Genomic DNA, 21699 nt, shown 5'->3' with positions numbered 1-21699 from the left:
CCCGCTTTTTTGGTTCATGACCGCGCCAAGCGGACCTCGACGCTGACGCCCGAGAGCGCCGCGACCCCCGAGAGTTCGTCGATCTCGGCCGGGTCCGTGAGGTCGTTGATGCTGACCCCGGCGTGTTCCGCTGCGACCTGCATGCGGCTGCCCTCGCGGTTGTGGCCGAACCCGTGGGGCAGGCTCACGACGCCGGGCATCATGTCGGCGTCGAGCTCGAGGGGGACCTCGACCTCGCCGACACGCGAGCGCACGCAGACCTCGTCTCCGGGCCGTAGCGCGAGGCGCTCGGCGTCGTCGGGGTGCATCAGCAGGGTGCACGCGGGCTTGCCCGCCATCAGCTTGGGCACGTTGTGCATCCACGAGTTGTTGCTGCGAAGCAGTCGTCGGCCGATCAGCGAGAACTTTGGCTCGGCCTCAGTGGGCGGGCGGACCGCGGCGGCGCCAAGCGGAAAGCTGCGCTCGAGCCGGCTCAGATCCTCGATGAGCAGGGCCGGCGCGAGCTCGATCCGGCGGCGCTTGCCCGGCAGGCGATCGGGCAGGCAAGGCTCGAGCGGACCCAGGTCGACGCCGTGCGGTCGCGCGGCCAAGGTCTCGAGGTTCAGCCCACCCGCGCGGTCGCCCAGCAGCGGGCGCAGGGCGGCAGGGAGCAGCCGGCCGTGTGGGCCAGCTCGAAGGCCGAGGTCGATCATGCCGTCGGGACCGAGGCGCTCGAGCAGTTGATGCAGCCCGCGCTTGACCACCCCGTCGTCGCCGCGGAGGCGATCCAGGCGCGCCCACAAGCCATGCAGGATCTGCCAGTCGTGGCGGGCGTCGGCCGGCGGCTCGAACAGCGCGGGCGACCACTTGGCGGTGTTGCGCACAGCCAGCAGATGGAACACCAGATCGTAGTGGCTGCGCTCGAGCGGCGACGTTGGCGGCAGAATCAGGTCCGCGTGCCGGGTCGTCTCGTTCATGTACATGTCAACGCTGAGCACGAACTCGAGCCGCTCGAGCGCGTCCCCCAGCGCGCTGCCGGCCGGGGTCGAGAGCACCGGGTTGCCGGCCAGCGTCAAAAGCCCGCGGATCGGCGCCAGCGGTTCGCCCTCGCCCCGACGCCCCTCGTGCCCCGCGAGCACGTCCTCGGCGAAGCTCGCAACCGGCAGCTCACCGCTAAACTCGGGCAGCCCACGGACCCGACTGCGCCAGCGTCCGAACGCGCCGGGCCCCACGCCCAGGCCCTTGGGCATGGCGATCGGATCCACGGCGGGGCGCGTGAACATCGAGCCGCCGACCCGATCCAGCGCGCCGGTGAACACGTTGAGCAGGTTGATCGCCCAGTGCGCGAGCGCCCCAAACCGTTGGGTGGCTGCGCCCACGCGTCCATAGGTGACGCCGCGATGGGTGACCAGCTCGCGGGCGAGGGTGCGGATTCGATCGGCGTCGATCCCCGTTGGCCCGGCCACGCGCTCGGGTGTGAAGCCCTCGACCGCGCGCCGGACCCGGTCCGCGCCCTCCACCATGGTCGCGAGCCGGCCAGGTTGCTCGCGCCCCTCGCTGGCGATCACTTGCAAGAGCGCGAGCAGCAACAGCGCGTCGGTGCCGGGCCGCACGAACAGGTGCTCGTCAGCGAGCTTGGCGGTCTGGGTTCGGCGCGGATCAACGACCACGAGCTTGCCACCCCGCATCTGGATCCCCCGCAGCCGTCGGCGCACGTCTGGCGCGCTCATGATGCTGCCGTTCGACACCAGCGGGTTGGCGCCCACGATCAGCATGTACTGGGTGCGATCGATGTCCGGGATCGGCAGCAACAGCTGATGCCCAAACATCAGGTGGGCGACCAGCATCTGGGGGAGCTGGTCGACAGAAGTCGCCGAGTAGCGGTGTCGAGTCTTCAGCTCGCGCAGGAACGGCGGCCCGTACAGCACCACCGCGTGGTTGTGGACCGCCGGGTTGCCCAGGTAGACCGCCAGCGCGTCGTTGCCGTGCTCGCGTTGGACCCGGTGGAGGCCCTCGGCGGCAGCGTCGAGGGCGTCGTCCCACTCGAGCTCGCGCCAGCCGCTGCGCGTGCGCTGCAGCGGTCGCCGGAGCCGATCTGGATCCGTGTGGATCTGCGCGAGCGCGGGCCCCTTGGGGCACAGGTGCCCGCGGCTGAACACGTCGTCTTGGTCGCCGCGGATCGCAATGATCTGCTCGCCCTCGGTCTCGATCGCCAGCCCGCACATGGCCTCGCACAAGTTGCAGGTGCGAAAGTGGGTCGCGCGCGCGCTCATGTTCGGGAGTATACGTACGCGCTGTGCGTGCTTCGATGGCCACCCGAGCTCGCGCCTGGACGGCTCGCGCGGCTGGGCTGCTGTCGATCTGTCTGGTTGCTTGTGGGGCGGACCCCGAGCCCTCGCCGCCGCGTCGGAGCGCGCGACCTGCTGTTGAGCCGCCGCGCGAGCCGCCACGGGAACCGACGACGGCGCCGGCGAGGCCGGTCGATGAGCCACCGCCCGAGCTTGCGCACGCGCCGACCTGCGCGCTCGTCGAACCACCGGCGGGACTCGTCGACCTTCGCGTGCTGATCCCTTCGGTGATCATCGTCGCCGGCTACCACCGCCACGACAATTTTACCGGCGCCCCGTTGCCCGGATACGAAGCGGCGGGGGCCTGGCTCGAGGCCGACGCCGCCAACGCCCTCGCCCGCGCGGCCGCTCGACTCGAGGCGAGCGGTCTGCGGCTGATCGTCTACGACGCCTATCGCCCGCGTCGCGCGAGCGAGGCGATGGTCGAGTGGTGCAGGGCGCACGACCGCCAAGACCTGCTCGACGACGGCTGGGTCGCCGCACACTCGGCCCACTCCCGCGGTCGCGCGATCGATCTGGGCCTCGCGCGAGCGGACGGGACGGCGCTCGACATGGGCTCGCGCTGGGATCAGTTTGATCAAACCAGCTTCTTGCGTGGGGTCGAAGGCGAGCCATTGCGCAACCGGCTCGAGCTGCGGGCGGCGCTGGTGCAGGTGGGGTTTCGGCCCTACACGCGCGAGTGGTGGCACTTTGGGTTCGAGGCCGACACACCCGCGCCGGTCCGTGACCGGGCTTACTCGTGTGCGCAGCAGCGGCGGTAGACTTGGGGGCTACTCGTCGCTCGCCCCGGGGGATCGAGCCGGCTGACGCTCGCGTGGCGTCGATGCTGCTGCGCCAGCTTCCGCGTCGGCAGGCTCGCTGCCCTCTTCGGCGAGGATCTGCTGGTAGAGCTCCTCGCGGAACACTTCGAGACCTTCGGGCGCCGAGATTCCCAGTCGCACTTGTCGACCTCGAATCTCGCGTACGACGATCTCGATGTTGTCGCCGATGCGGATCTTCTGGCCGGCCTTCCTTGTTAGCGTCAGCATGCTGCCCTCCTTGGCGGCGTATTCGATTGCCCACCCGAGGTTGGGTGGTGGTCCGAAACGTTCGGTGGACGCACGATCGCACGCCCACGCGGCGGCGCAATCACACCTGCAAAGATTTTCGGTCCGAAACCGGGCTTTTTTTGCCGCACACGGCCGATCACTGATCCACGGATCACCGCTCGAGCATCGTCTACGATGACCAGAGGATCAGTGGACCTGCCCGTGTGGCGCGCACACCGGTCGCTCGGATCACTCGGGCGGCACGAACTCGTCGCAGGTCGTATCGATGATGTCGACCGCGGTCTGGAAGAAGTCATCGTAGTCGGGGGCGCAGATCGAGCCGAAGATGCCCTTGTCGCCCCAAGAGTCGAGGAAGCTGCGCAGCCGCGGCGAGGTCTCGGCTCCGCCGTTGCACTGCGCGTTGGGCAGGTCGTCGTCGCCAAACAAGCCGAGCACCACGATCGCAGACTCGTCGCCGTTCTTGGCGTCGATCAGCGCCTGACGCCAGGTATCGACGCCGCCGCTGGAGCCGTCGCCCGCGTTGTCGTCTTCGTCCGTGATGTAGGTGACGACCAAGATCGCGTCATCGCGCAGGAAGTCGTAGTTGCAGTTCCCCGCCAGGCCCTGGCCAGAGACCGCGGCGGCCATCGCTTCCATGGGGCGCTCGGGGTCGTCGGTCGAGTCGGTGCCGACCCGGGCCGCGCATTGGAAGGCGCCCGGCAAGTTGGGCTCGGCGTCGGTCATGAAGCGCTTGCCGTTGACGAAGTTGCAGTTGGCGTTGCTCGAGTTGGCGCCCTTGGGCCACGTGACCCCAGCACCGAGGACGTCCTCGCACTGGGCCGGCTGGGTGACGCCGCACTCGTATCCAACGCAGACGCCGGGGAGCGGAAATCCACACAGGAACGGGCAGCCAGCGTAGACCCACGCGTCGGTGTCGATCACCATGATGTGGTAGTCCTGCGCCGCGTCGAGCGTGCTGCTGATCGAATTGATGAAGCTTGGAAACGAGGCCGCGAGGTTGTCTTGCTCTTCCAGCATCGACCCCGAATTGTCGATCACGAACAGGAAGTCGACCTTCTGGCAGCCGTCGCCGTCACCCGCGTCGCCAGCGGTGGGCATGCCTTCGTCATTGCCGATCACATCGAGCTTGGGTCCCGTGTCGCCGTCACCACTTGGATCGCCGTCGCCACCTGGGTCTCCGTCCCCATCGCCCGGGCTGCTGTCGGTCTCGCTCAGGCTGTCGTTGCCGTCTGTCAGCGAACCCGCGGTGAGCGTCACGTTGTAGGTGTCACCGCTGGGGTCGTTGCCGCCACATCCGGCGCAGAGCATCAGCAGGGATAGGGGCAGGGCGCAAAACAGCTTGCTGGTCATGTAAAATCTCCGGCTCAGAACAAGACAAGTAGCGGACGCACGTTATCACGCCCGTTCTCGCGGAGGGGATGCTTGGCAACCCCTATTGGGCGCGCAGCTACCGGGATCCCGGGCTCTTTCTCCGGCATCGCGCCCGTAGATTAACGCCCCAAGGTCCCAAAAATGAGCGGAATCTGCCATCTCGCTTACATCATCTACAGAAGACGCAATCTGGCGGACGCCGGGTGACCCGCCCTGAGAGTGACGTTCTCCCGCAATTGGGGGCTTTGGCGCGGAAATTGAGAACTGGCACGGCACGTGCTGAACCGGATGCCAGGAGAAACGACCAATGACGCCGACGCCCTCACTACAACTGTTGATTGCTGCGCACGATCCCTCTCAGGGCGCCGCATTGGCCGAAATGGTCCAGCACCTTCGACCCGGGGTTTCGGTGGTGCACTTTGGCGAGGGCGAGGGCGAGGGCGAGGGCGAGGGCGATGGCGAGGGCGATGGTGCGCGTATTGGTGAAGTGACGTTGGGCATGGTGGTCGAGCATGCTGGAGAGCAGCACGGTGAGTTGGCGCTGCGGGTCCGGGCCCGCCACCCAGACCTCCCGTTGGTCGTGATCGCGCCTCGCTTCGATGATCGTGCGATCGATCTCGCGGCCCAAGTAGAAGCCACGGCGATCGTCCCGAGCCCATGCGAACCGGGGGCCCTCGTGCGGGTACTGCGGGCCCAGGAACGCAAGATCGACTTCGCGGGTCGATGTGGCGCGGTCGAGACCGGTGAGCTGCTGCGGCTCCACGCCTTGGCCCTCAGCAGCGGCATCCTCCATCTGCGTGTCGGCGCTCGGACGGGCGCGATTCACCTCGAAGATGGGCAGCCCGTCCACGCCCACTGCGACGGCGTGCGAGGTGCCGACGCGGTCCGCGAGCTGCTTGGGTGGGCAGACGCAAAGGCCACGTGGATCGCTGGCCGCAGCGCCAGCGCGCGCACGATCGTCGGCCGGATCGAGGGCTTGCTCGAGCGCGACCTCGGTGACGCCCAGCGCGGCCGCGATCTGCTCGACGAGGCCCCGCTCGACGTGCTCGACAAGATCGAGCGCCTCGCCCAGACCCCGGACATCCTCGCCGCGTACTTGCTGCGCAACACAGAGATCATCGCTGGCACCAACGACTCGAGCCTCGATGAAGCCGTGGTCGGTCGCGCGCTGTCTCGGCTCGCGCAGGTGTTCCACGACATCGAAGATCAGCAGGGCGACGGCGCAGGCTCCGAGATCCAGGCGACCGTTGGTGAGCACCGCTTGGTCGTGGATCGGCTAGGCCCGAGCCGGCTCGGGTTTCAGGTCGGCGTTGTCGTTCGCCAAGCGACTCCCGTGTGCAAGAGCCTGCGGCGGCTGCTACGTCAGATCGACCGAAGCTTCCGCAAGTCGCTGGCGGTCTCCGCTCGCAAGCAGGCCAGCGCTGGCTCGGGGTCGGCGGGGACCGGGGCGTCCGCCGCCGGCCCAGCATCATCTGAGGCGACCAGCGCCGGGCCGGCTTCCGCGGTCTCGGATCCGCGTCAGGCGACCAGCTTGCATCGGGTCGCCTGACCTCAGCGGGTCGGGTCGGGCCGCGCTGCAGCTCCGTGTGGGGGCCGGCTAGCGAGCCGGCGCTCGGAGCTTGTACGCGCGGGTCTCCGGGGTCTGCAGCACGATCGGTCGTGGCTCGCCAGCGTCGATCCGGGTCGCCCGCTCGAACGTGGCCTCGCGCCGCGGCACCATCGTCGTGATCATGGTGGTCCCGTCGTCGAGAATCTGCACGTTGGTCGGGGAGGCGACGACCTCGCCCCCCGCGTAGTCGAAGCTGATGACTTCGCCGCTGCTGAAGAACTCGGGCTCCCTCGCGCCGTGGGTCGTGGACCACTCTTCGGTGCCGTTCTTGAACAGCAGCCCGATCAGCACCTCGCCCTCGTCCGAGCCGGGCCCTTCGTCGGGGGCGGCGCCCTCGTAGTCCCAGCTCGTCAGGGTGCGGATCCGGTTGTAGGCCTTCGACCAGCCCCAGTCAGACACCCAGGTGGGCGAGCAGTAGGTCATGAACTCCCACGACGCGGTCGGGCTGTGCAGCTTGAACAAGCGGATCCCGAACCCCCACACGCCGATCACACCGTCGTCGTAGGGATAGGACGGGTCGGTCCCCGCGGCGTCCCCGTTGGCGCAAAAGATGTGGGCCCGGCCATGGTTGTGGCCGAGCTCGTGGACCATGGTCTCGTAGTGGTAGGTACCGGTCCGGTGCCACAGGCCTGACGACACGCGCTCGTAGGCGGCTGACTTGGTGTCGGTTGCCAGCCCTGGCGCGATGCCGCCAGCGCCATCAATGCCGCCAGTGCACGCGTCGACGAGCGCGTAGTAGTAGACGTTTGGCGCGGCCAAGTCGACGTCTCGCAGGTCACGCAGGGGCTGCCACAGCTGGGCGAGGCTGGTCAGCTCTTGGTTCCACTCGATCGGCGAATCACGCCGGAAGTCCATGATCACCTGCTCGACCGGGTACTGCTCGTGCAGGTAGTCGCGGAAGTTCTTCTCTTCGTCCTCGGTGATCTCGGCGGTGTTCGTGCTGCAGCCGGGGACCTCGTACTTGACCGGGACCAGCACGACCTTGAGCTCCGCGGGCTCGCTCTGGATTCCGATCTGCTCGAGCCCGTCGATCGGTGACTTGGTGACGGTCGTCGACTCGCGCTGATCTTCGAACCCCGGCCCGGCCTCCCACAGCGACAGCTGGTACTTGACCCCGGGCGGGAACTCATCGGCGATCAGCGCGAAGGTGAACGCGCGCTTGAGGTCACCCGCGTAGGAGGGCGCGTCGATGAAGATGTCGAGCTCCTTGGTGACCGCGGTGCCGTCTGGGAACTCGAGATCGAGGCGCCCCGTGATCTCGCGGTCGACCCAGTCCTCGGGGATGTCCCAGAAGCCGCGCAGCAAGGTGTCACGGTTGGCGACCACGAAGGTGTTGCGATCCTGGGGTCCAACCCACACACCCGCGACGGCGATCGGCACGTCGACCGCCTGGTTGACGACCACGTGCGACAAGACGATGTCGCCCCGCGCCGGGATTGGCTCCCATGGCTCGCCCTCGTCGGTGCCACTGTCGCTCTCGCTGTCGCCAGCGCTCGCTGCCGTGGTGGCGTCGGTGCCAGGATCCGTCTCGCAGCCCGCGAGCAACACGCTCATGCCGAACAAAGTGACGCCACCCAGAGTGGCGCGTCGCATGGTGCCCGAATTCAAAGATCGCATTTCCACTTTATACACCTCCAGGGTCGGGGGGCGGCACGCATGAAGTGCCAGCGAGCGGACCCAAGCAGCGACAGGTTGACGGCCCCTGGAGCGAAGACCGGGTTGCCTCGCGGAGCGCCCAGGAGCTGGACATGGACACAGCTTGAATTGGCGCCTGGCTCGCTGCTGATGCGATCTGGTGAGGCCCGCACTTCACGGTTGGCGACACCCACGCGCTTCTAGTAGATTTGGCACCCGGCCACGGATCAGCCCACATTTTGTTGCTGGGATGGGTTCTCTCCCGCTCTCTCCCGCTCACTCGTTGCTTGCGAGAATGGGGTGCGAATATTGCGCGTATCGGTCATCCCACTGCTGCTCTCGACCTCGCTGGCTGGGTCGCTTGGCTGCGGCGGTGTGTCCCGCGATCTCGGAGGATCTGGCGAGGAAGACGCGGCCAGCGGCCTGACTGGGCCCGAGGCGGAAGAGCGCGATCCGAGCCCCGCTGCTGGGATCTCGATCGTCGAGGTCGAGCTCAACCAGGGGACACGGGTGCCGATCGGCGCCGGCGCGGACTGGATCGACGTCGACGGGCGAGATGGCGTGGCGATCGCCTCGCGCGACGCGGTCATCCGCGTCCACTACAGCGTCGACGCAGACTGGGTCCCGCGCGAGATCGAAGCTCGGCTCTCGCTGCAATATCCAGACGGCTCGGAGGACTCGTTCGTGGAGGTCCGAACAGTCAAAGCCAGCTCGCGGCGCGACGACCTGAACGGTCCCTTTGTGTTTCGGCTCGAGACCGACGACGAACAGACGCGCGCGGGTACGCAGTACCAGGTCGAGCTGTGGGATCGGCAACCCAGCATCGGCGAAGGCTTCGAGCCGGGCGCGTGGTCGAACCCCGACGTTGGACACCGCCCGATCGGCTTTGAAGCGGTGCCGCTCGAGCTCGAGCTGGTCATCGTGCCGATCGAATACCAGGGCGACGTGCCGAAGCTCGATGAAAAGCTGCTGCTCGGGATCGTCAACAACGTCTACGAGCAAAACCCCGTCACCGAGGTCCGGTGGGACGTGCACGCGGCGGTGCCCTACGACGGCCAGCTCAACAGCCTCAGCTCGCTGTTGCCGGTCCTGGCCCAGCTACGCAGCGACGAGGGGGCGGATCCCAACGCCTATTATCACGCCCTGATCGACGTCGGCAGCCAGTCGCTTGGCGGCGTGTTTGGCATCTCGTATGCGGCCAACGACACCAAGGACGACGCGGGCAGCCGGGTGAGCGCGACGGTCGTCTGGAACATTGATCCAAGCGCGGCGATCGAGACCTTCACCCACGAGCTCGGCCACGCGCAGGGTTTGGCTCACGTGGCGTGCCCAACGGCAGCGGCCGACGATCCAGATCCAAGCTTCCCGCACCCCAACGGCCAGATCGGCGCGTGGGGGGTCGGGACCGAGAGCTTGCAGGTGTACGACCCCGCCAAGGTCTACGACTACATGAGCTACTGCGGGCCGAGCTGGGTCTCGGACTGGACCTGGGCCAAGACCCACGCGCGCATTCAGACCCTGACAGCGTGGGATTTCGAAGGCGCTGGCGTGGGGGACAGCGGGGATGAGCGGACCCAGCTGCTCGTCGGCGCGGTCCGTGCCAACAGCGACGGGTCGCCAAGCTGGGAGTGGTGGACGATGCCGGGTGGAATTGATGTGGGGCGTCGCTCGAGCGCCGAGCGGTTCGAATTCGAGACCTCGACCGGGGAGCGCATCGTCGCGCAGGCCGATGTCTCGGAGCTCAGCGATCACCAAACGCGTTGGATCAAAGTGGTGCTTCCGGCCGAGATCAGCGAACTGACAGCGATTCGCTACGTGAACGGCGGGCAGGTGCTGGCACTCGATCCAACGAGTATCCGTGGTTCGGGCCCGCGCTGACGCGGCTTGCTGTGCCGATCACTCCATACACAGCGCGCGCTCGTGGGCGGCGGTCACCGAGTCTTCAGCTAGCGCCGCGAGGTCGCAGTGCAGGCTGGGAATGAACGGGTTTTGACGCACGGCGCGAGCGAGGGCGAGGCGGGCCCCGGCGTCGTCACCCGTCAGCCGGCGCGCGCGGCCTTCGGCGGCGGCGAGGTTGGGGTTGTCTGGATCGTCGGCGGCCGCGATCAACAGCAAGGGTAGGGCCTCCGCGGCGCGATCGAGCTCGAGGTACAGCTCGCCCAAGCGGCGCGCGAGCTTGGGATCGTTGCGCGCCGAGCGATCGGCGGCGCGCGCTTGCTCGTACTCGATCACCGCCGCCGCCGTGTGCCCGCGCAAGCTCAGCAGCACGCCCAGGCGCGCGTGCTTGCGGGCCTTCCCGCCGCCAAGGTGCGAGAACACGTCGCCGTGCAAGCTTGGATCTTCGCCAGGATCTTCGTCACCGTCCCGGAACGCCATGCCGGCGAGCGGACCGCTGCTGGCAGCGCCCGCGGTGCGACTGCGCATCGTGGTCTTCCAGACCGCGAAGAAGGCCTCGAACTCGTCGCCCCACGCGTCGGCGAACGCCTGCTTGGCGTCGACCCCTCCGGCGACGTCGTCTAGCACCGCGGCCAAGGCCGTTGGCCCGCGCTTTTCTTCGAGCAGCCCCAGCATGGTCTCGGCCTCGGCGTAGGCGAGCGCGGCGAGCTCCTGGCTGGGCAGCATCGCGACGGAGGGGTGCATCTGCTCGAGGGTCACGAGCTCGTCGGCTTCGAGCGCCTCGAACAGCAGCCGGCGGATCCCGGGTTCGAGCTGCTGGGTCGCGTTGGGCTCGCGCCAGCGTGTTTCCATGAGCTTGGCGAGACCCTCTTGCATCCACACCGGCGCCGCGTTGTTGCTGCGCATGGTCACCAGGTAGTGGACGTACTCGTGGACCGCCGTGTCCAGCCAGCCGTAGCCAAACAGCATCACCCGCGGGCTGATCATCATGATCCGCCGGTACTTGCAGATGCCCACGGTCCCGGTCGTGTAGATGTTCTCGAGCGTCAGCGGGGTGACCAGCGCGAGCTTGCCGGGGGCGTCGTAGATCTCGAAGCGGATCGGGTGATCCGGGTGGACGCCGATGTCCTCGCCAAGCTCGTCGTAGGCGGCGGCCATGGCCTCGAACAAGTAGGGCGCGAGCAGCTCGTCGCGCGGATCGGCGAACACCGCCTCGAACCGGCCGTCGTCGCTGCGCAGGGTCGTTGCGTCGCCAAGCGCGAGCTGGGCACCGCGCGCGACGTCGAGGTAGTAGGCCGCGCGACCGGTCACGCCGTCTTGGCTAGCGGTCGAGGCGCCCGCGACCACGCCCGAGAGCACGCTCTGTGCCTCGGGGTAGCGCGCGGCGTAGATCGCGATGATCCCGGTTGCGAGCTGGCGCTCGCGTGGGTCGGTGAGCGCGTCCCGGCGCCGACCGGCGGCCTCGAGATCCCAGGTGTCGACGCTGGCCATGAACCCGGCGAAGCCGACGCTCAGATCGTTGGTGGTGGGCGCGGGCGCTGACGCGGGCGCTGACTCGGGCGCTGACTCGGGCTCGGTGGCGCTGGCGGGGGGCTGGGTCTGCGGCGGTGATGCGAGGGCGGGCAGCTGCGGGCACAGGCCAAGGCCGATCAGCGCAGCCAAGGCGCCGCGACGAACAAACGCCCCGCGACCGCGTGGGGCGTGCGGCGTGGGGCGTGCGGCCCGCGAAGCTGGAGGTCGCGGGTATTTAGCGGCGGGGCTCATCGCAGTAGCTCCTCATAGTATCGCTTGGTGTTGTCGTCGAACCCATCACGATCCCCCTCGCGCATCGCCTCGACGACTTCATCACGCAACGATCGATCACGCTCGGCCTCGGTCGACGCGTCCCCGCCGTCGCGCGGGGGTGGGGGCGGCGAGCTCTGGCGGAGGCTGTCAATCGCCTGCTGAAGGCTGTTCCAAGCCTGCTGCTCACCGTTGAGGGCGCCATCGAGGGCGGCGTCTTCGAGCGCATCGCCGGCTTGGCGCATGCCTTGGTCGGCACGTCGCATCGCCTCGCGGCCTGGGCCAGGCAGGATCTTGGCGGCAGGATCGTCGAGCAGTCGCTTGGCCCGCTCTCGCAGGGCCCGCTGACGTTCGGCGAGGTCTGTCGCGCGCTCGGACAGCCGCGTGGCCTGGCCCTGCTGGCTGGGCACATCAACCTCGTCGGCGTGCGGCAGCGGCTCGAGCAACTCACCGCGCAGCCCCCCGGCGCGGCCGCCGAGCTTGCGCAGCGCTCGGGCCTCGGCCTCGCCCGGCTTGGCCCCAGCCTGGGCCCGCTCGAGCGCTTCGCTGGCTGCGGCGGCGCCCTCGTACAACTCGAGCTGGGTCGCGTCGCCGTCCTCCGCTGCAGCCTCGAGCGACTCGAGCGCCTCGCGTGCGTCCTCGAGCGCGCTGCGGCCCTCGCGTGACAAGTGCGTGTCGTCGATCTCGGCGATCGCCTCGCGCAGCTGCTTGGCCTGCTCGCCCGCGCGCTCGACCGCACCGGACTCGGCGGGCTGTTGTCCGACCGCATCGCGCCACTGCTCGCGCAGGCGCCGGGTCTCGCCGCGCATGCCTGTTTGTTCGTCCTGCAGCCGGCTGAGCTCGCGCAGCATCTTCATGCGCTGACGATCTTCTTCAGACAGGGCAGGGGCCTCGCTCTGCGTGCCCTGCTCCTGAACCTGCTCACGCAGCGACCGGATCTCGTCGAGCTGCTCGCGGGCCTGCTCGAGCGCCCCCTCCACGTCCCCGCGGGCGAGCTGCTCGAGCAGCTCCTGGCTGCGCATGCGCTCTTCCATGGCCTTGAACGCGTCGAGGTTCATCCACTCTTCGCCAAGCTCCTTGCGCAGCTGCGCGCGGGCTTGTTGGACCCGGCCCATGTCCTCGCGGATCCGCTGCTCGAGCTGCTCGATCTCCGGCCGGACCGACTCGTCGCCCGCCGCGAGCTGCTCGAGTTTCTCTACGAGCTTCTGCTGCGACGCCTGCAGGCGCGCGACCAGGGTCTCGATGTGGGCGATGATCTGCCCATCCACGAGATCGTCGAGGCGGATGATCTCGTCCTCGAGCTGCTCGCGCTCACGTTGATTGTGGGGGCCAAGCTTGCGCAGCAGCGGCGCCCGCTCGTCCTCGTGCTCACGCTCGGCGCGCCCACTCGGGAGCACGGGGAGCTGGTCGAGCAGCGCGGCCTCTTGCCGATGGAGCGCGAGCAGTCGCGCGTGGATCGCCGCGAGGGTCTCGACCTCGCGCTCGGGGATCATGGTGTCGACGGCGAGCGCATCGACGGCGCCAGCGATCATCGTCAACAGGGTCGCCGCGCCCTCGTGTAATTCCTGGGCCGTTCGCAGCTTGCGGGTGAGCGCGACGACTTGATCGAGGTCCGAGAACGCCGAGGTCGTGAGCCGGGCCGCGAGCATGTCGACCGCGGCGTCGCGGATCGCCTGCAAGTCTCGAATGTTGGCCGCGTGCTCGGCCTCCTCGTCGTGCAAGAGCAGCTGCTGCCGAGCCGAGGCCGCGACCTTGCCGGGGCCGTCGGGCAGCGGCGTCAGCCCGAGCCCGGGATCGTTGTCGCGGACCTCGACCCAGTAGGTGACGCTGCTGCGTTGCTCGATCGGGATCGTCGACAGATCCCAGAGGTAGCGATGGCGCCAGGTTCGTGCGGTCCGGCTCCCGCCTGGGGCCTCGCCGGCCGGGAGCCGGTGTCGCTCGATCTCGCCATCGTCGGAGCGCAGCTCGTACACCAGCTCGGCCTCGGCGAGGCCAAAGTCGTCGCGGGCCGAGAACCGCAGCTCGACGCGATCGGTCTCGCTGACCTCGCGCTGTCGCTCCGGCAGCGGCAGCAGCTCGACTTCAGGCAGCGCGTCGGGCTCGAGCTCGATCCGCATGGGCGGGGAGCGGCGGGCGGCCACGGCCAGCGCTTCGGCGTCGTCTTGGTCCGTGCTGTCGAGCAGGGCAACGACCCAGCTCCCGGCGGCGCGGAGGGTGAACTGGCCCACCCAGCGCAGCTGATCGGGCCCGCCCACTTGCTCGAACTCGACGACTTCGGCCGCCAAGTCCGACCCCGAGCCGGGGGCCAGGTCGGGGGCCAGGTCGGGAGCCAGGTCGGGAGATAGCTCCGGGCGATCGTGGGTGAGCACCAGTCGCACCGCGTCGGCCGGACCGGCGGCGTCGAGCTCGAGCGTGACCGTGGTCCCGGCGGGCGCCCGGATCGTGCCGCTGGGGTTTTGGACCCGCCGATCGGGCCGTCGGGTGTGCTCGGGGTAGTCGAGCACCAGCACCAGCGAGCGCCACACGGGCTGGGGCGGCGGCGGCGGTCGAGCGTCTGTGCCCGCGAGCAACACCGCGATCCCGCGGGCGCCGATCGGCTCGATGACCAGCCCCGCGAGCACCAACCCCGCGAGCAGGGCACCGACCACCCGCGGGGCCCGGCGTGGCCGCGCGAGCGCGAGCTTGGCGTCGAGCTCGAGGGTTGCCGCACCCACGCGCCGAACATAGGCGGCGGCCAGCTCCGGTGAGGAATTGTCGGTCCCGTCCCCGTGCTCGAGCGCGTGCCAGAGGTGGGTCGCGCCCAGCAGTTCGTGGCGGAGGACGATGTCGCGCTCGCGCTCTTCGGCGGTCGCGACCTGGCGCAGCGGCCCAGGTGTGGTCGAGATCGATCGCGCGAGCGTGACCTGCTCCGACGATCCGATCACCGCACGCAGCTTGCGGACCCGCGCCCCCACGAGCACGCCCAGCCCGAGCGCGCCGACCAGCGCCCCAACAGGCGCGCCAATGTCACCACGCAGCGTCAGCGCACAAAATCCGATGACCGTCGCCGCCCAAAACAAACACCACAGCCCCGCGTCGACCACCAGGGAGATCGCGGCTCGCCGACGCGCGACACGACGGACGCCGTGCAGGTAGTCGTGGAGCAGCTTCGCCTCGGCCCGAACCATCGAGAGGTCCTATATAGACGACCCTCGGGGTATAAGGAATCATGTCGCTGCCTCCGCTCCCTCGCACGCGATCCGAACGGATCTTGTGGAGCGTCCTCGAGGAGCACTTCGAGGACGCGCAGTACTTGTTCTTGGGCTGGGAGGACGGGCTCGACCGCGCTGATACATCGCTGCGTGGGCTCGCTGCCGGGCCGGAGCGGCGCTTCGCGGCCCACGTGCGTGGTTTGGTCCATGGCGGCATGCCGGTCGTCGAGCGGATCTTGTTTCCAGCGATCCGTGCGGACGGCGCCGACGAAGCGTTCGACGAGCGAGCCCAACGAGCGACCGCGGCGCTGTCGATCCTGGCCCAGCGGGTACCGGGGACGGAGCGCTTGATCGCGGCCGCGACCGAAGAACTGGCCCCAGAGTCTGCCACCCATCTCCACCGTGCCTTGCAGCTGTGGGACACGAATGGATCCGATCGCGCGCTGTGGGAGGCGAGCCTGCGCACGGACGCGCGGTCATGGCCTGCGTGGCTGCGCACGTTCGCCGTTCGGGGCCAGCCGGCCGACGAGAACATGGTGAATTTCTGCCTGCGCGGCGATCCGTCGTCGGTGCTGGCCGCGCTCGCGGTCGTGCCGGACATGGCCGCGAGCGTCGGCGATCGGGTCCACGATGTGCTGGACTATTTCTTGAACAGCAAAGACCCAAAGATCCGGGTCGCGGCGCTGCGGGCCGGGCTGCAGGTCGGCAGCCATCGCGCTTGGAATCTGTGTCGCGAGTGGTTCGAGTCGCCGGCTGTCCCACCCGGGATCATCGAGCTCATCGCCGTGGTCGGCAGCTCTGACGATCACCAAGCGCTGATCAAGAGCGTCGTCGACGGGCACATCAGCGAGGCCCGGGTGTGGGCGCTGGGTTTCTCGGGGCGACCCTACGCGGCCCACCTGTGCATGCAGCTGCTGCGTCATCGCGACGAACGGATCGTGCGCCTCGCCTTCGAAGCGTTTTGCGCGATCACGGGGCTCCCACCCGACAACCCCCAAGTCACGGTCGCCGAGCTGCGTCCGGGCGATCGGGACCTCGCCGAGCCCGACGGCGAGTTCGCGGCGAAAGAAGCGGCCCGCGACGCCGCGGTCGAGGCCGACGCCGCCGCCGGCTTGGATCCCGCCGTGCGTCGTCTGCCGTTGCCCAAGCCCGAGGCCGTCGAAGCGTGGTGGGCAGACGCGAAGGGGCGCTTCGATCCGCGCCGAAGGTTCTGGTCGGGACGGGTCGCCAACCTCGAGGTCGCGCGCGCCGTGTATATCAACGGACCCAGTCGCCGACGTCACTTGCTTGGCTACGAGATGACGCTGCGGACCCGCTCGCGGGTCCAGCCAAGCACCCGGGCGTTCGCGCCTCGCCAGCTGCGTCAGCTCGGCGTGCTCGCCGAGTCGAGCATCGATCCACAGCGGGGCTACCTGGACATCTGAGCCACATGGGTCCGATCGAAAATCTCTCGCCGTACGGGTTCGCTTGCCTGCCCAACGTCGATCGTCACGGTCGAGAGATCGTCGTCGTCGCGATCGCCGCGCACTTCGAGCTGCCCCGCCCAGGGCGCGTGCATCGGGGACCGCTCGTGCGCTGCGAGCAGCAGCCACCCCCGCACTTCGACGACGTGTACTGGGGCGATCCGGCGACCACGAGCCTGCGCTACGAGGGCCAGAGCGCCTACGCGCGGCCGGGCACCGACGTGTATCTCAACGGCAGCGCCCACGCCCCCCACGGCCGTCCGGTCCGCCAGCTCGATGTCGATCTCGCCGTCGGGCCGTGTCGAGTGAGCGCCCACGTGACCGGCGACCGCGTCTTGGTCAACACCGCCGGCACCCTGCGAGCCTCTCGGCCGGCGCCGTTCGTGCGCATGCCCTTGGTCTGGGAGCGGGCCTACGGGGGCGGGAACATAGAGGCGGGCGCGAGCGGCTACGACCCGCGCAATCCCCTTGGTGTCGGGCTCTACGCGAGCCTCGAAGCGGCCACCAACGCGGCGCTGCCCAACATCGAAGACCCGCGCGCGCGGATCGGCCAGCCGGGGTCTCGACCGCGGCCCGTTGGGTTTGGCCCAGTCGCGCGGCACTGGCTCCCGCGCGCGAGCTTTGCCGGCACCTACGATGAAAACTGGAAGCGAACACGCGCCCCGCTGTGGCCTGACGACTTTGACGAGCGCTTTTTTCTGGCGGCCGCGCCGGGTCTTCGCGCGATCCCCCATCTGCAGGGCGGCGAGTCGGTCCTGATGTCTGGCATGCACCCCGAAGGCGGCTTTGGCTTCGTCCTGCCCACGCTCAGGCTCAGCTGCAAGTCGGTGTTTCGCGGCCAAGTCGAGCGGGTGGGTATGCGCTTCGACGCGCTGATCCTCGAACCCGACGAGAACCGGGTGAGCCTGATCCTGCGGGCCAACGTTCAGCTCGACCGCGGGGCGCAGCACCACCACTCGCTGGTCCGCGTCCTCGAAGCCTGGGAACCGATGCCACCGACAGGGTCGCCCGGCGGGCCGGCGCCCACGGGGGCGCGTTCATGAGCACGCGCAGTCCAGTCGCGGTGCTCGGCGTCGGGGTCTGCAGCTCACTCGGCCTCGACGCCGAGAGCTCGGTCGCCGCGGTCGAGGCGGGCCTGTCACGCATGGTCGAGACCGAGGCGTTCGGCACCGGTGACAGCGCGGCCGTGTGCGCGCCGCTCGAGCTGTTGGGTCTCGACGCGGCCCGAGGACGGCGCTTGCACTGGCTAGCTGGCGCCGCCTACCTCGATCTCGTTCGGCGGTTCCCGGACTGGAAGCGCGTCGACGTCCCGCTGCTGATGGTCGGGCCCGAGCCGATCGCCGATCACGACGCGCCGCGTGACTTCATGATCACCCATCTGCGCGAGCTGAGCGACGCCGCGGTCCCGCGACCGGTCAGCGATTGGTGGTTGGCTGGCGGACGCGGCGGGTGGTTTGCCGCTTGTGCGAAGGCGATCGCGCTGCTCCACGCTGGCGAGCCGCTCGTGGTGCTTGGCGCGGTCGACAGCGACTGCGACCCAGCCTCGTTGCTGCGTCTCTCCAAGCGCGGCGCGCTGCTTGGTGAAGACAACCCGCAGGGCCGGATCCCCGGTGAAGCGGGCGTGTTCGTGTTGTTGGCGCGCGCCGATGTGCCGCGCCAGATCAAGGCCCACCCCTTGGCGTGGATCGGTGGACTGCTCGAGGGTCGTGAAGCCCTCCACCTGCTGCAGCCCAAGTCCTGCCTCGGTGACGGGCTCACGCGCGTGTTTGCCCAGCTGCGCGAGGCGCATCCCAACTGGCGCGCCAACGCGGTGTACTCGGGCCAGCCAACGACCAATCATTGGGGCCGCGAATTCAAGCTAGCCTCGCTGCGCCACGCCGAGCTCATGCCAGAGCCCATGCACTACGTCAGCCTCCACGACGAACTCGGGGACTGTGGCGCCGCGAGTGCTGCGTTGCAGCTCGCGTTCGCCAGCCTCCGGTTCTCCCGCGGCGACCCGCTTGGGCGGGTCTTGATCTACGCTGAATCCGACGACGGGACGCTCGGCGCGTGTCTGGTCGAAGCTGGCGAGAAGGCCAAATCGTGATGTCATGACCGTGTACGCCAACACCCTCTCGATCGTCCACCAAGGCGACGGCAAGACCCACACCTGCCCGATCCCCGACGTGTGCAAGACCCCGTCACCCGCGGGTCCCGTGCCGATCCCCTACGTCAACGTGGCGATGAGCTCCAACCTGACCGGGGGCACCACCAGCGTCAAAATTCAGAGCTGCTCGGTCGCGCTGGAGTCGTCGAGCATCGCCATGAGCTCGGGCGACGAAGCTGGCACCGCGGGCGGTGTGATCTCGTCCAAGAACATGGGCAAGCTGTCGTGGAGCACCTCGAGCCCCAACGTGAAATTCGAGGGCAAGGGGGTGATCCGGTTCACGGACGTCGCCGGCCACAACGGCAACCAAGACAACACCTTCACGCTGGTGCTCGGCGACGTCAACGTTGCCTATCCGTTCGAGTCTGGCGACGACGTGTGTCCAAACTGCGGTGAGAAAGCCAGCGCGCACGAGTCGGACAACTTCCCGCTGCCCGAGAGTGAAGACAGCCAAAAGTCCGCAGAAGAGTTCTCCAACGTGATCCTCGCCGGCAAGACCACGGGCGGCAAACAAGGCATGGTCGGCGCGTTGGTCTGCGAGTGCCCGCCGGACGCGACCAAGCACACCTACGTCGCGGTCGCCGGTCAGCCCGTGGGCCCGAGCTCGTTCAAGGGCTGGGCGAGCCTCGCTGCCGACGCTGGAATGAGCCCCGCGGTCAACGTCGCGCCCAAGGATCCCATGACCGTCAGGACCGCGCGCGGGACCGAGGTGGCGCTGCGCAAGCCTATCGATGGCAAGCACCCGCCAGGTCAGTGCGCTGCGCAAAAAATGATCATGACCGCGCTCGACAACGGCTGCACCCCCAAGTCCATGACCGAGACTTGGGCGCGCCGCGACAAGGGGCACACGACCGGCCACTCGATCCCGTCGTGTCCGTCGTGCAAGGACAACATCGCCGCGATGCTGTGCCCCAACCCGCGCGAAGGTGAGGGCTGATGACGGACCCGGCCGCGGTCGCGAAGATCGACGAGCTCGTCCAGCTGGTCAGCGCGTGGCAGCCAGATTTTGGCGATCGGGTGGCGGGCGCCAAGCCACAGATCATCGACGCGATCGAGGCCGGGCTCGGCGCCGGGCTCGGCGCCGTGCTCGAACCCGTGCATCGGGCCTTCCTCGAGCGGATGGGGGCCGACAGCGACGGGCTCAACGCGTACGGTGACGACGTCATTGATCTGCGTGCGCAGGCGCTGCTCGAGTTCATCGAGGCCGGGTTCAACCCGGACCCGCGCGCGTTCGTGATCGCGGGCGTCCCCAGCGAGGAGATCGTGCCGCTCTTGATGTTCGATCGCCGCGGGCAGCCCGAGCAGGTGCCGCTGGTGCGGCTGGGGTTTGGCGACGGCGAGCGACCCGCGATCACCCTCGAGCACAGCTCGTTCGCCGCGATGCTGTTCGGGTTCGCGTTCCTCACCAAGTGCCTGCCACGTCATGCTTGGGAGCTGCATCTGGAGTCGCCAGGGACCCAGCCTCCGCGGTTTCCAGGCAGTCAATCGGGTCGGCAATCCGGTCGGTGGCTGCCGCGGTTCACCTGGATCCTCGGGCAGCTCGGCTTCGCCACGATCGCCAACACCGGGCCGTGGTGTGTGTGCGGCGAGCGAGCCGGCGCGGCCGTCATGATGTACGAGTGCCCTGGGTTCACGCCCGACGTCCGGGTCGCCGCGGACCAGCGCGTCGAGCTCATGCAGCTCGTCGAGCTCCTCTCGGACAACCTCGAGCTGCGCACGCGCCCAACATCACTCCGAAAGCCCGGCTAGCGCCGCGTCCACCTCGGTCAACTCGGGCGTGGCCAGGGCGATGAAGCTGGCGAGCTGCGGTCGCTGCGGTGGTTGCTCGGGTGCGTGGGTCAGCCCAAGACGCACGCGCTGCCAGCTCGTTCGCGCTGCCTCGACCTCACCGAGCTCGGCTTGGATCTTGGCCGCGAGCGCGACGTTGGCCAGGCTCGTCGCGCCCGCACGAAGGACCTCGAGGGCGCGCTCGGGCTGACCGCTGCGCCACAGCGCGAGGCCGTGATAACCAGCGACGAGCGGAGCGAGGGTCGCCGGGTGGCCACCACCTGCGAACCATTCGAGTCCGCGCTGATCATCGCCCGCTCGGACCGCCCCGATCGCGGCGTGTGCTCGCAGCCATGGGTCGCCCTGAGCGGCGATCGCGTCGAGGCGATCCACGCGGCCCGTCAACAGGTCGAGCTCGGTGATCGCCCGGTCGAGCTCGCGGGTGCCAGCGCCGACTCGCGCCCATGCCTGCTCGAGCAGCGACTCGGCGCGCGCCCGATCCTCGAACAGCAGCGCTCGACCGAGCGCGATCGCTGCCTCCTGGTCGACATCGTCAGCATCCGCGAGCCGCCGCTCGAGCGCGGCGAGCTCACGAACGCGGGCCCGCGCTGGGGCCAAGCCACGCTCGAGTTCCGCCTGATACCAGCGCGTGAACTCGAGCCCCGTCGGGTGCAGTTGTGGCGACCCGCTCGGGGTCACGCCCCACACCCGTCCCCGGTCCGGCCCGGTGACGACCAGCACGTAGCTCTCATCGCAGCCAGCGCCAGCGAGGGGCAGACACCCGCGCAGCCACGCGGGATCTTCGTAGTCGTCGCTGATCTCGTCCCAGGCGATCTCGACGGCCGCGGCGCCGGAGTGGGGGAAGGGCGAGCACAGCGGTCCCAGGAATGCGCTCGCGGTCGGCAGCGCTCGCGCTTCGGCCAGCGGGAGCACGGCCCCCCCCGGTCTCGCCGGCAGCGGGGCATGATCGCCGATCGCCTCGAGCACCTGGCGATACCCAGACGGCAGCGTGATCGCGTGGGTCACTTCGAAGCGCGCGACCTCGGCCGCGTCGATCGGCCTGCTCCACCCACGCCACCATGGTGCGATCTCCTCGAGCTCGCGCATGAGCGCGAGGAGTTGGTTGATCTGCATGTCTCCAGGATGCCCAACTTCGGGCGTGTGTGGGCGCACTGAACACGTAGCGAGTGTCGCAGCCGCACCTGAAGCCCGGACGGCTCAGATCGCAGTTCTCGCCCTTGCGCGGCCGCGGCCCTCGCCGCGCCGATATGCCCAGGATGTTGGTCTTCACAGCCTCAGGGCCAGGTTCCTGGCTTGCACGGGGCCACAAATGCCTGCATTGGGTATAACCGTCGAGACGGGACAACCCTCGCGGAGCGAGAAGTGCGCGGTCTCGAGACCGGCATGTCCTGTACGCCGGCGTTCCCGGAACCCGATCCCTCCCATCTCCCCGCCGCTGAATA

At 68.9% G+C, this 21699-nt stretch carries 16 protein-coding genes; 8 read left to right on the top strand and 8 right to left on the bottom strand.

Features of this window, described 5'->3' with window-relative positions; all coding sequences use genetic code 11:
• Positions 1 to 14: 14 nt before the first annotated feature.
• Positions 15 to 2252 carry a molybdopterin-dependent oxidoreductase gene (locus DB30_RS15850; RefSeq protein ID WP_052549710.1) on the bottom strand — a complete coding sequence of 746 codons (2238 nt, stop codon included), beginning with the start codon at positions 2250 to 2252 and terminating at the stop codon, positions 15 to 17.
• A 35-nt stretch (positions 2253 to 2287) separates the two neighbouring features.
• Here DB30_RS15850 and DB30_RS15845 point away from each other — a divergent pair, with 35 nt between their 5' ends.
• A complete protein-coding gene (locus DB30_RS15845) occupies positions 2288 to 3088 on the top strand; it encodes a M15 family metallopeptidase (RefSeq protein WP_052549708.1) in 801 nt (266 codons plus the stop codon).
• 9 nt (positions 3089 to 3097) lie between these two features.
• On the opposite strand, the gene csrA is transcribed toward DB30_RS15845, so the two are convergent.
• From csrA to DB30_RS15830, 3 genes are all read right to left on the bottom strand, one after another.
• Positions 3098 to 3355 (bottom strand): carbon storage regulator CsrA, encoded by a 258-nt coding sequence (gene csrA / locus DB30_RS42290; RefSeq protein ID WP_052549706.1) that lies wholly within the window; start codon positions 3353 to 3355, stop codon positions 3098 to 3100.
• A gap of 249 nt (positions 3356 to 3604) precedes the next feature.
• The gene (locus tag DB30_RS15835; RefSeq protein WP_052549704.1) at positions 3605 to 4726 is read right to left on the bottom strand and encodes a hypothetical protein; all 1122 of its coding nucleotides are present in this window, start codon (positions 4724 to 4726) and stop codon (positions 3605 to 3607) included.
• A gap of 346 nt (positions 4727 to 5072) precedes the next feature.
• Positions 5073 to 5597 carry a hypothetical protein gene (locus tag DB30_RS15830; protein WP_165703788.1) on the bottom strand — a complete coding sequence of 175 codons (525 nt, stop codon included), beginning with the start codon at positions 5595 to 5597 and terminating at the stop codon, positions 5073 to 5075.
• Positions 5598 to 5612: 15 nt separating this feature from the next.
• On the opposite strand from DB30_RS15830, the gene DB30_RS15825 reads away from it, so the two are divergent.
• Positions 5613 to 6296: a hypothetical protein gene (locus tag DB30_RS15825; RefSeq protein ID WP_420870672.1), complete on the top strand. Its 684-nt coding sequence runs from the start codon at positions 5613 to 5615 to the stop codon at positions 6294 to 6296.
• A 48-nt stretch (positions 6297 to 6344) separates the two neighbouring features.
• Here the strand turns inward: DB30_RS15825 and DB30_RS15820 are convergent, their stop codons facing one another.
• A complete protein-coding gene (locus DB30_RS15820) occupies positions 6345 to 7949 on the bottom strand; it encodes a zinc metalloprotease (protein ID WP_146659115.1) in 1605 nt (534 codons plus the stop codon).
• A gap of 351 nt (positions 7950 to 8300) precedes the next feature.
• Between DB30_RS15820 and DB30_RS15815 the strand changes: the two genes are divergently transcribed.
• Positions 8301 to 9869, top strand: coding sequence for a zinc metalloprotease (locus DB30_RS15815; protein ID WP_052549699.1), 1569 nt, complete (start codon positions 8301 to 8303; stop codon positions 9867 to 9869).
• Between the two features lie 18 nt (positions 9870 to 9887).
• Here DB30_RS15815 and DB30_RS15810 read toward each other — a convergent pair whose 3' ends face one another.
• On the bottom strand, positions 9888 to 11651 hold the full coding sequence (locus tag DB30_RS15810) for a peptidase MA family metallohydrolase (protein WP_146659113.1): 1764 nt from the start codon (positions 11649 to 11651) through the stop codon (positions 9888 to 9890).
• Positions 11648 to 14836 carry a coiled-coil domain-containing protein gene (locus DB30_RS15805; RefSeq protein ID WP_052549696.1) on the bottom strand — a complete coding sequence of 1063 codons (3189 nt, stop codon included), beginning with the start codon at positions 14834 to 14836 and terminating at the stop codon, positions 11648 to 11650. Before DB30_RS15805 ends, DB30_RS15810 begins: the two co-directional genes overlap by 4 nt.
• Positions 14837 to 14877: 41 nt before the next feature.
• On the opposite strand from DB30_RS15805, the gene DB30_RS15800 reads away from it, so the two are divergent.
• From DB30_RS15800 to DB30_RS15780, 5 genes are read left to right on the top strand one after another with little or no spacing between them, the layout of a single operon-like run.
• Positions 14878 to 16284 carry a hypothetical protein gene (locus DB30_RS15800; protein WP_146659111.1) on the top strand — a complete coding sequence of 469 codons (1407 nt, stop codon included), beginning with the start codon at positions 14878 to 14880 and terminating at the stop codon, positions 16282 to 16284.
• A gap of 5 nt (positions 16285 to 16289) precedes the next feature.
• Positions 16290 to 17366, top strand: coding sequence for a DUF2169 family type VI secretion system accessory protein (locus DB30_RS15795; protein WP_052549692.1), 1077 nt, complete (start codon positions 16290 to 16292; stop codon positions 17364 to 17366).
• Positions 17363 to 18409 (top strand): hypothetical protein, encoded by a 1047-nt coding sequence (locus DB30_RS15790; protein ID WP_052549690.1) that lies wholly within the window; start codon positions 17363 to 17365, stop codon positions 18407 to 18409. The genes DB30_RS15795 and DB30_RS15790 overlap by 4 nt, the downstream gene beginning before the upstream one ends.
• Positions 18410 to 18413: 4 nt before the next feature.
• On the top strand, positions 18414 to 19406 hold the full coding sequence (locus DB30_RS15785) for a DUF4150 domain-containing protein (RefSeq protein WP_052549688.1): 993 nt from the start codon (positions 18414 to 18416) through the stop codon (positions 19404 to 19406).
• A complete protein-coding gene (locus DB30_RS15780) occupies positions 19406 to 20218 on the top strand; it encodes a hypothetical protein (RefSeq protein ID WP_052549686.1) in 813 nt (270 codons plus the stop codon). Before DB30_RS15785 ends, DB30_RS15780 begins: the two co-directional genes overlap by 1 nt.
• On the opposite strand, the gene DB30_RS15775 is transcribed toward DB30_RS15780, so the two are convergent.
• Positions 20198 to 21370 carry a hypothetical protein gene (locus DB30_RS15775; protein WP_052549684.1) on the bottom strand — a complete coding sequence of 391 codons (1173 nt, stop codon included), beginning with the start codon at positions 21368 to 21370 and terminating at the stop codon, positions 20198 to 20200. The two genes, DB30_RS15780 and DB30_RS15775, sit on opposite strands and share 21 nt — an antisense overlap.
• Positions 21371 to 21699: the final 329 nt, after the last annotated feature.

Source organism: Enhygromyxa salina (assembly GCF_000737335.2).
In the GTDB taxonomy this organism is placed as follows: Bacteria; Myxococcota_A; Polyangia; order Nannocystales; family Nannocystaceae; genus Plesiocystis; species Plesiocystis salina_C.
The sequence above is the reverse complement of the archived record's forward strand: the minus strand, read 5'-3'. Positions and strand labels throughout refer to the sequence as shown.

What these genes read in the sequence shown, in the direction of transcription:
- DB30_RS15795 (WP_052549692.1), top strand. Translation starts at nt 16,290, where the DNA reads ATGGGTCCGATCGAAAATCTCTCGCCGTACGGGTTCGCTTGCCTGCCC.
- DB30_RS15775 (WP_052549684.1), bottom strand. Translation starts at nt 21,370, where the DNA reads ATGCAGATCAACCAACTCCTCGCGCTCATGCGCGAGCTCGAGGAGATC.
- DB30_RS15845 (WP_052549708.1), top strand. Translation starts at nt 2,288, where the DNA reads ATGGCCACCCGAGCTCGCGCCTGGACGGCTCGCGCGGCTGGGCTGCTG.
- DB30_RS15785 (WP_052549688.1), top strand. Translation starts at nt 18,414, where the DNA reads ATGACCGTGTACGCCAACACCCTCTCGATCGTCCACCAAGGCGACGGC.
- DB30_RS15835 (WP_052549704.1), bottom strand. Translation starts at nt 4,726, where the DNA reads ATGACCAGCAAGCTGTTTTGCGCCCTGCCCCTATCCCTGCTGATGCTC.
- DB30_RS15805 (WP_052549696.1), bottom strand. Translation starts at nt 14,836, where the DNA reads ATGGTTCGGGCCGAGGCGAAGCTGCTCCACGACTACCTGCACGGCGTC.
- DB30_RS15820 (WP_146659115.1), bottom strand. Translation starts at nt 7,949, where the DNA reads ATGCGACGCGCCACTCTGGGTGGCGTCACTTTGTTCGGCATGAGCGTG.
- csrA (WP_052549706.1), bottom strand. Translation starts at nt 3,355, where the DNA reads ATGCTGACGCTAACAAGGAAGGCCGGCCAGAAGATCCGCATCGGCGAC.
- DB30_RS15800 (WP_146659111.1), top strand. Translation starts at nt 14,878, where the DNA reads ATGTCGCTGCCTCCGCTCCCTCGCACGCGATCCGAACGGATCTTGTGG.
- DB30_RS15780 (WP_052549686.1), top strand. Translation starts at nt 19,406, where the DNA reads ATGACGGACCCGGCCGCGGTCGCGAAGATCGACGAGCTCGTCCAGCTG.
- DB30_RS15850 (WP_052549710.1), bottom strand. Translation starts at nt 2,252, where the DNA reads ATGAGCGCGCGCGCGACCCACTTTCGCACCTGCAACTTGTGCGAGGCC.
- DB30_RS15790 (WP_052549690.1), top strand. Translation starts at nt 17,363, where the DNA reads ATGAGCACGCGCAGTCCAGTCGCGGTGCTCGGCGTCGGGGTCTGCAGC.
- DB30_RS15810 (WP_146659113.1), bottom strand. Translation starts at nt 11,651, where the DNA reads ATGAGCCCCGCCGCTAAATACCCGCGACCTCCAGCTTCGCGGGCCGCA.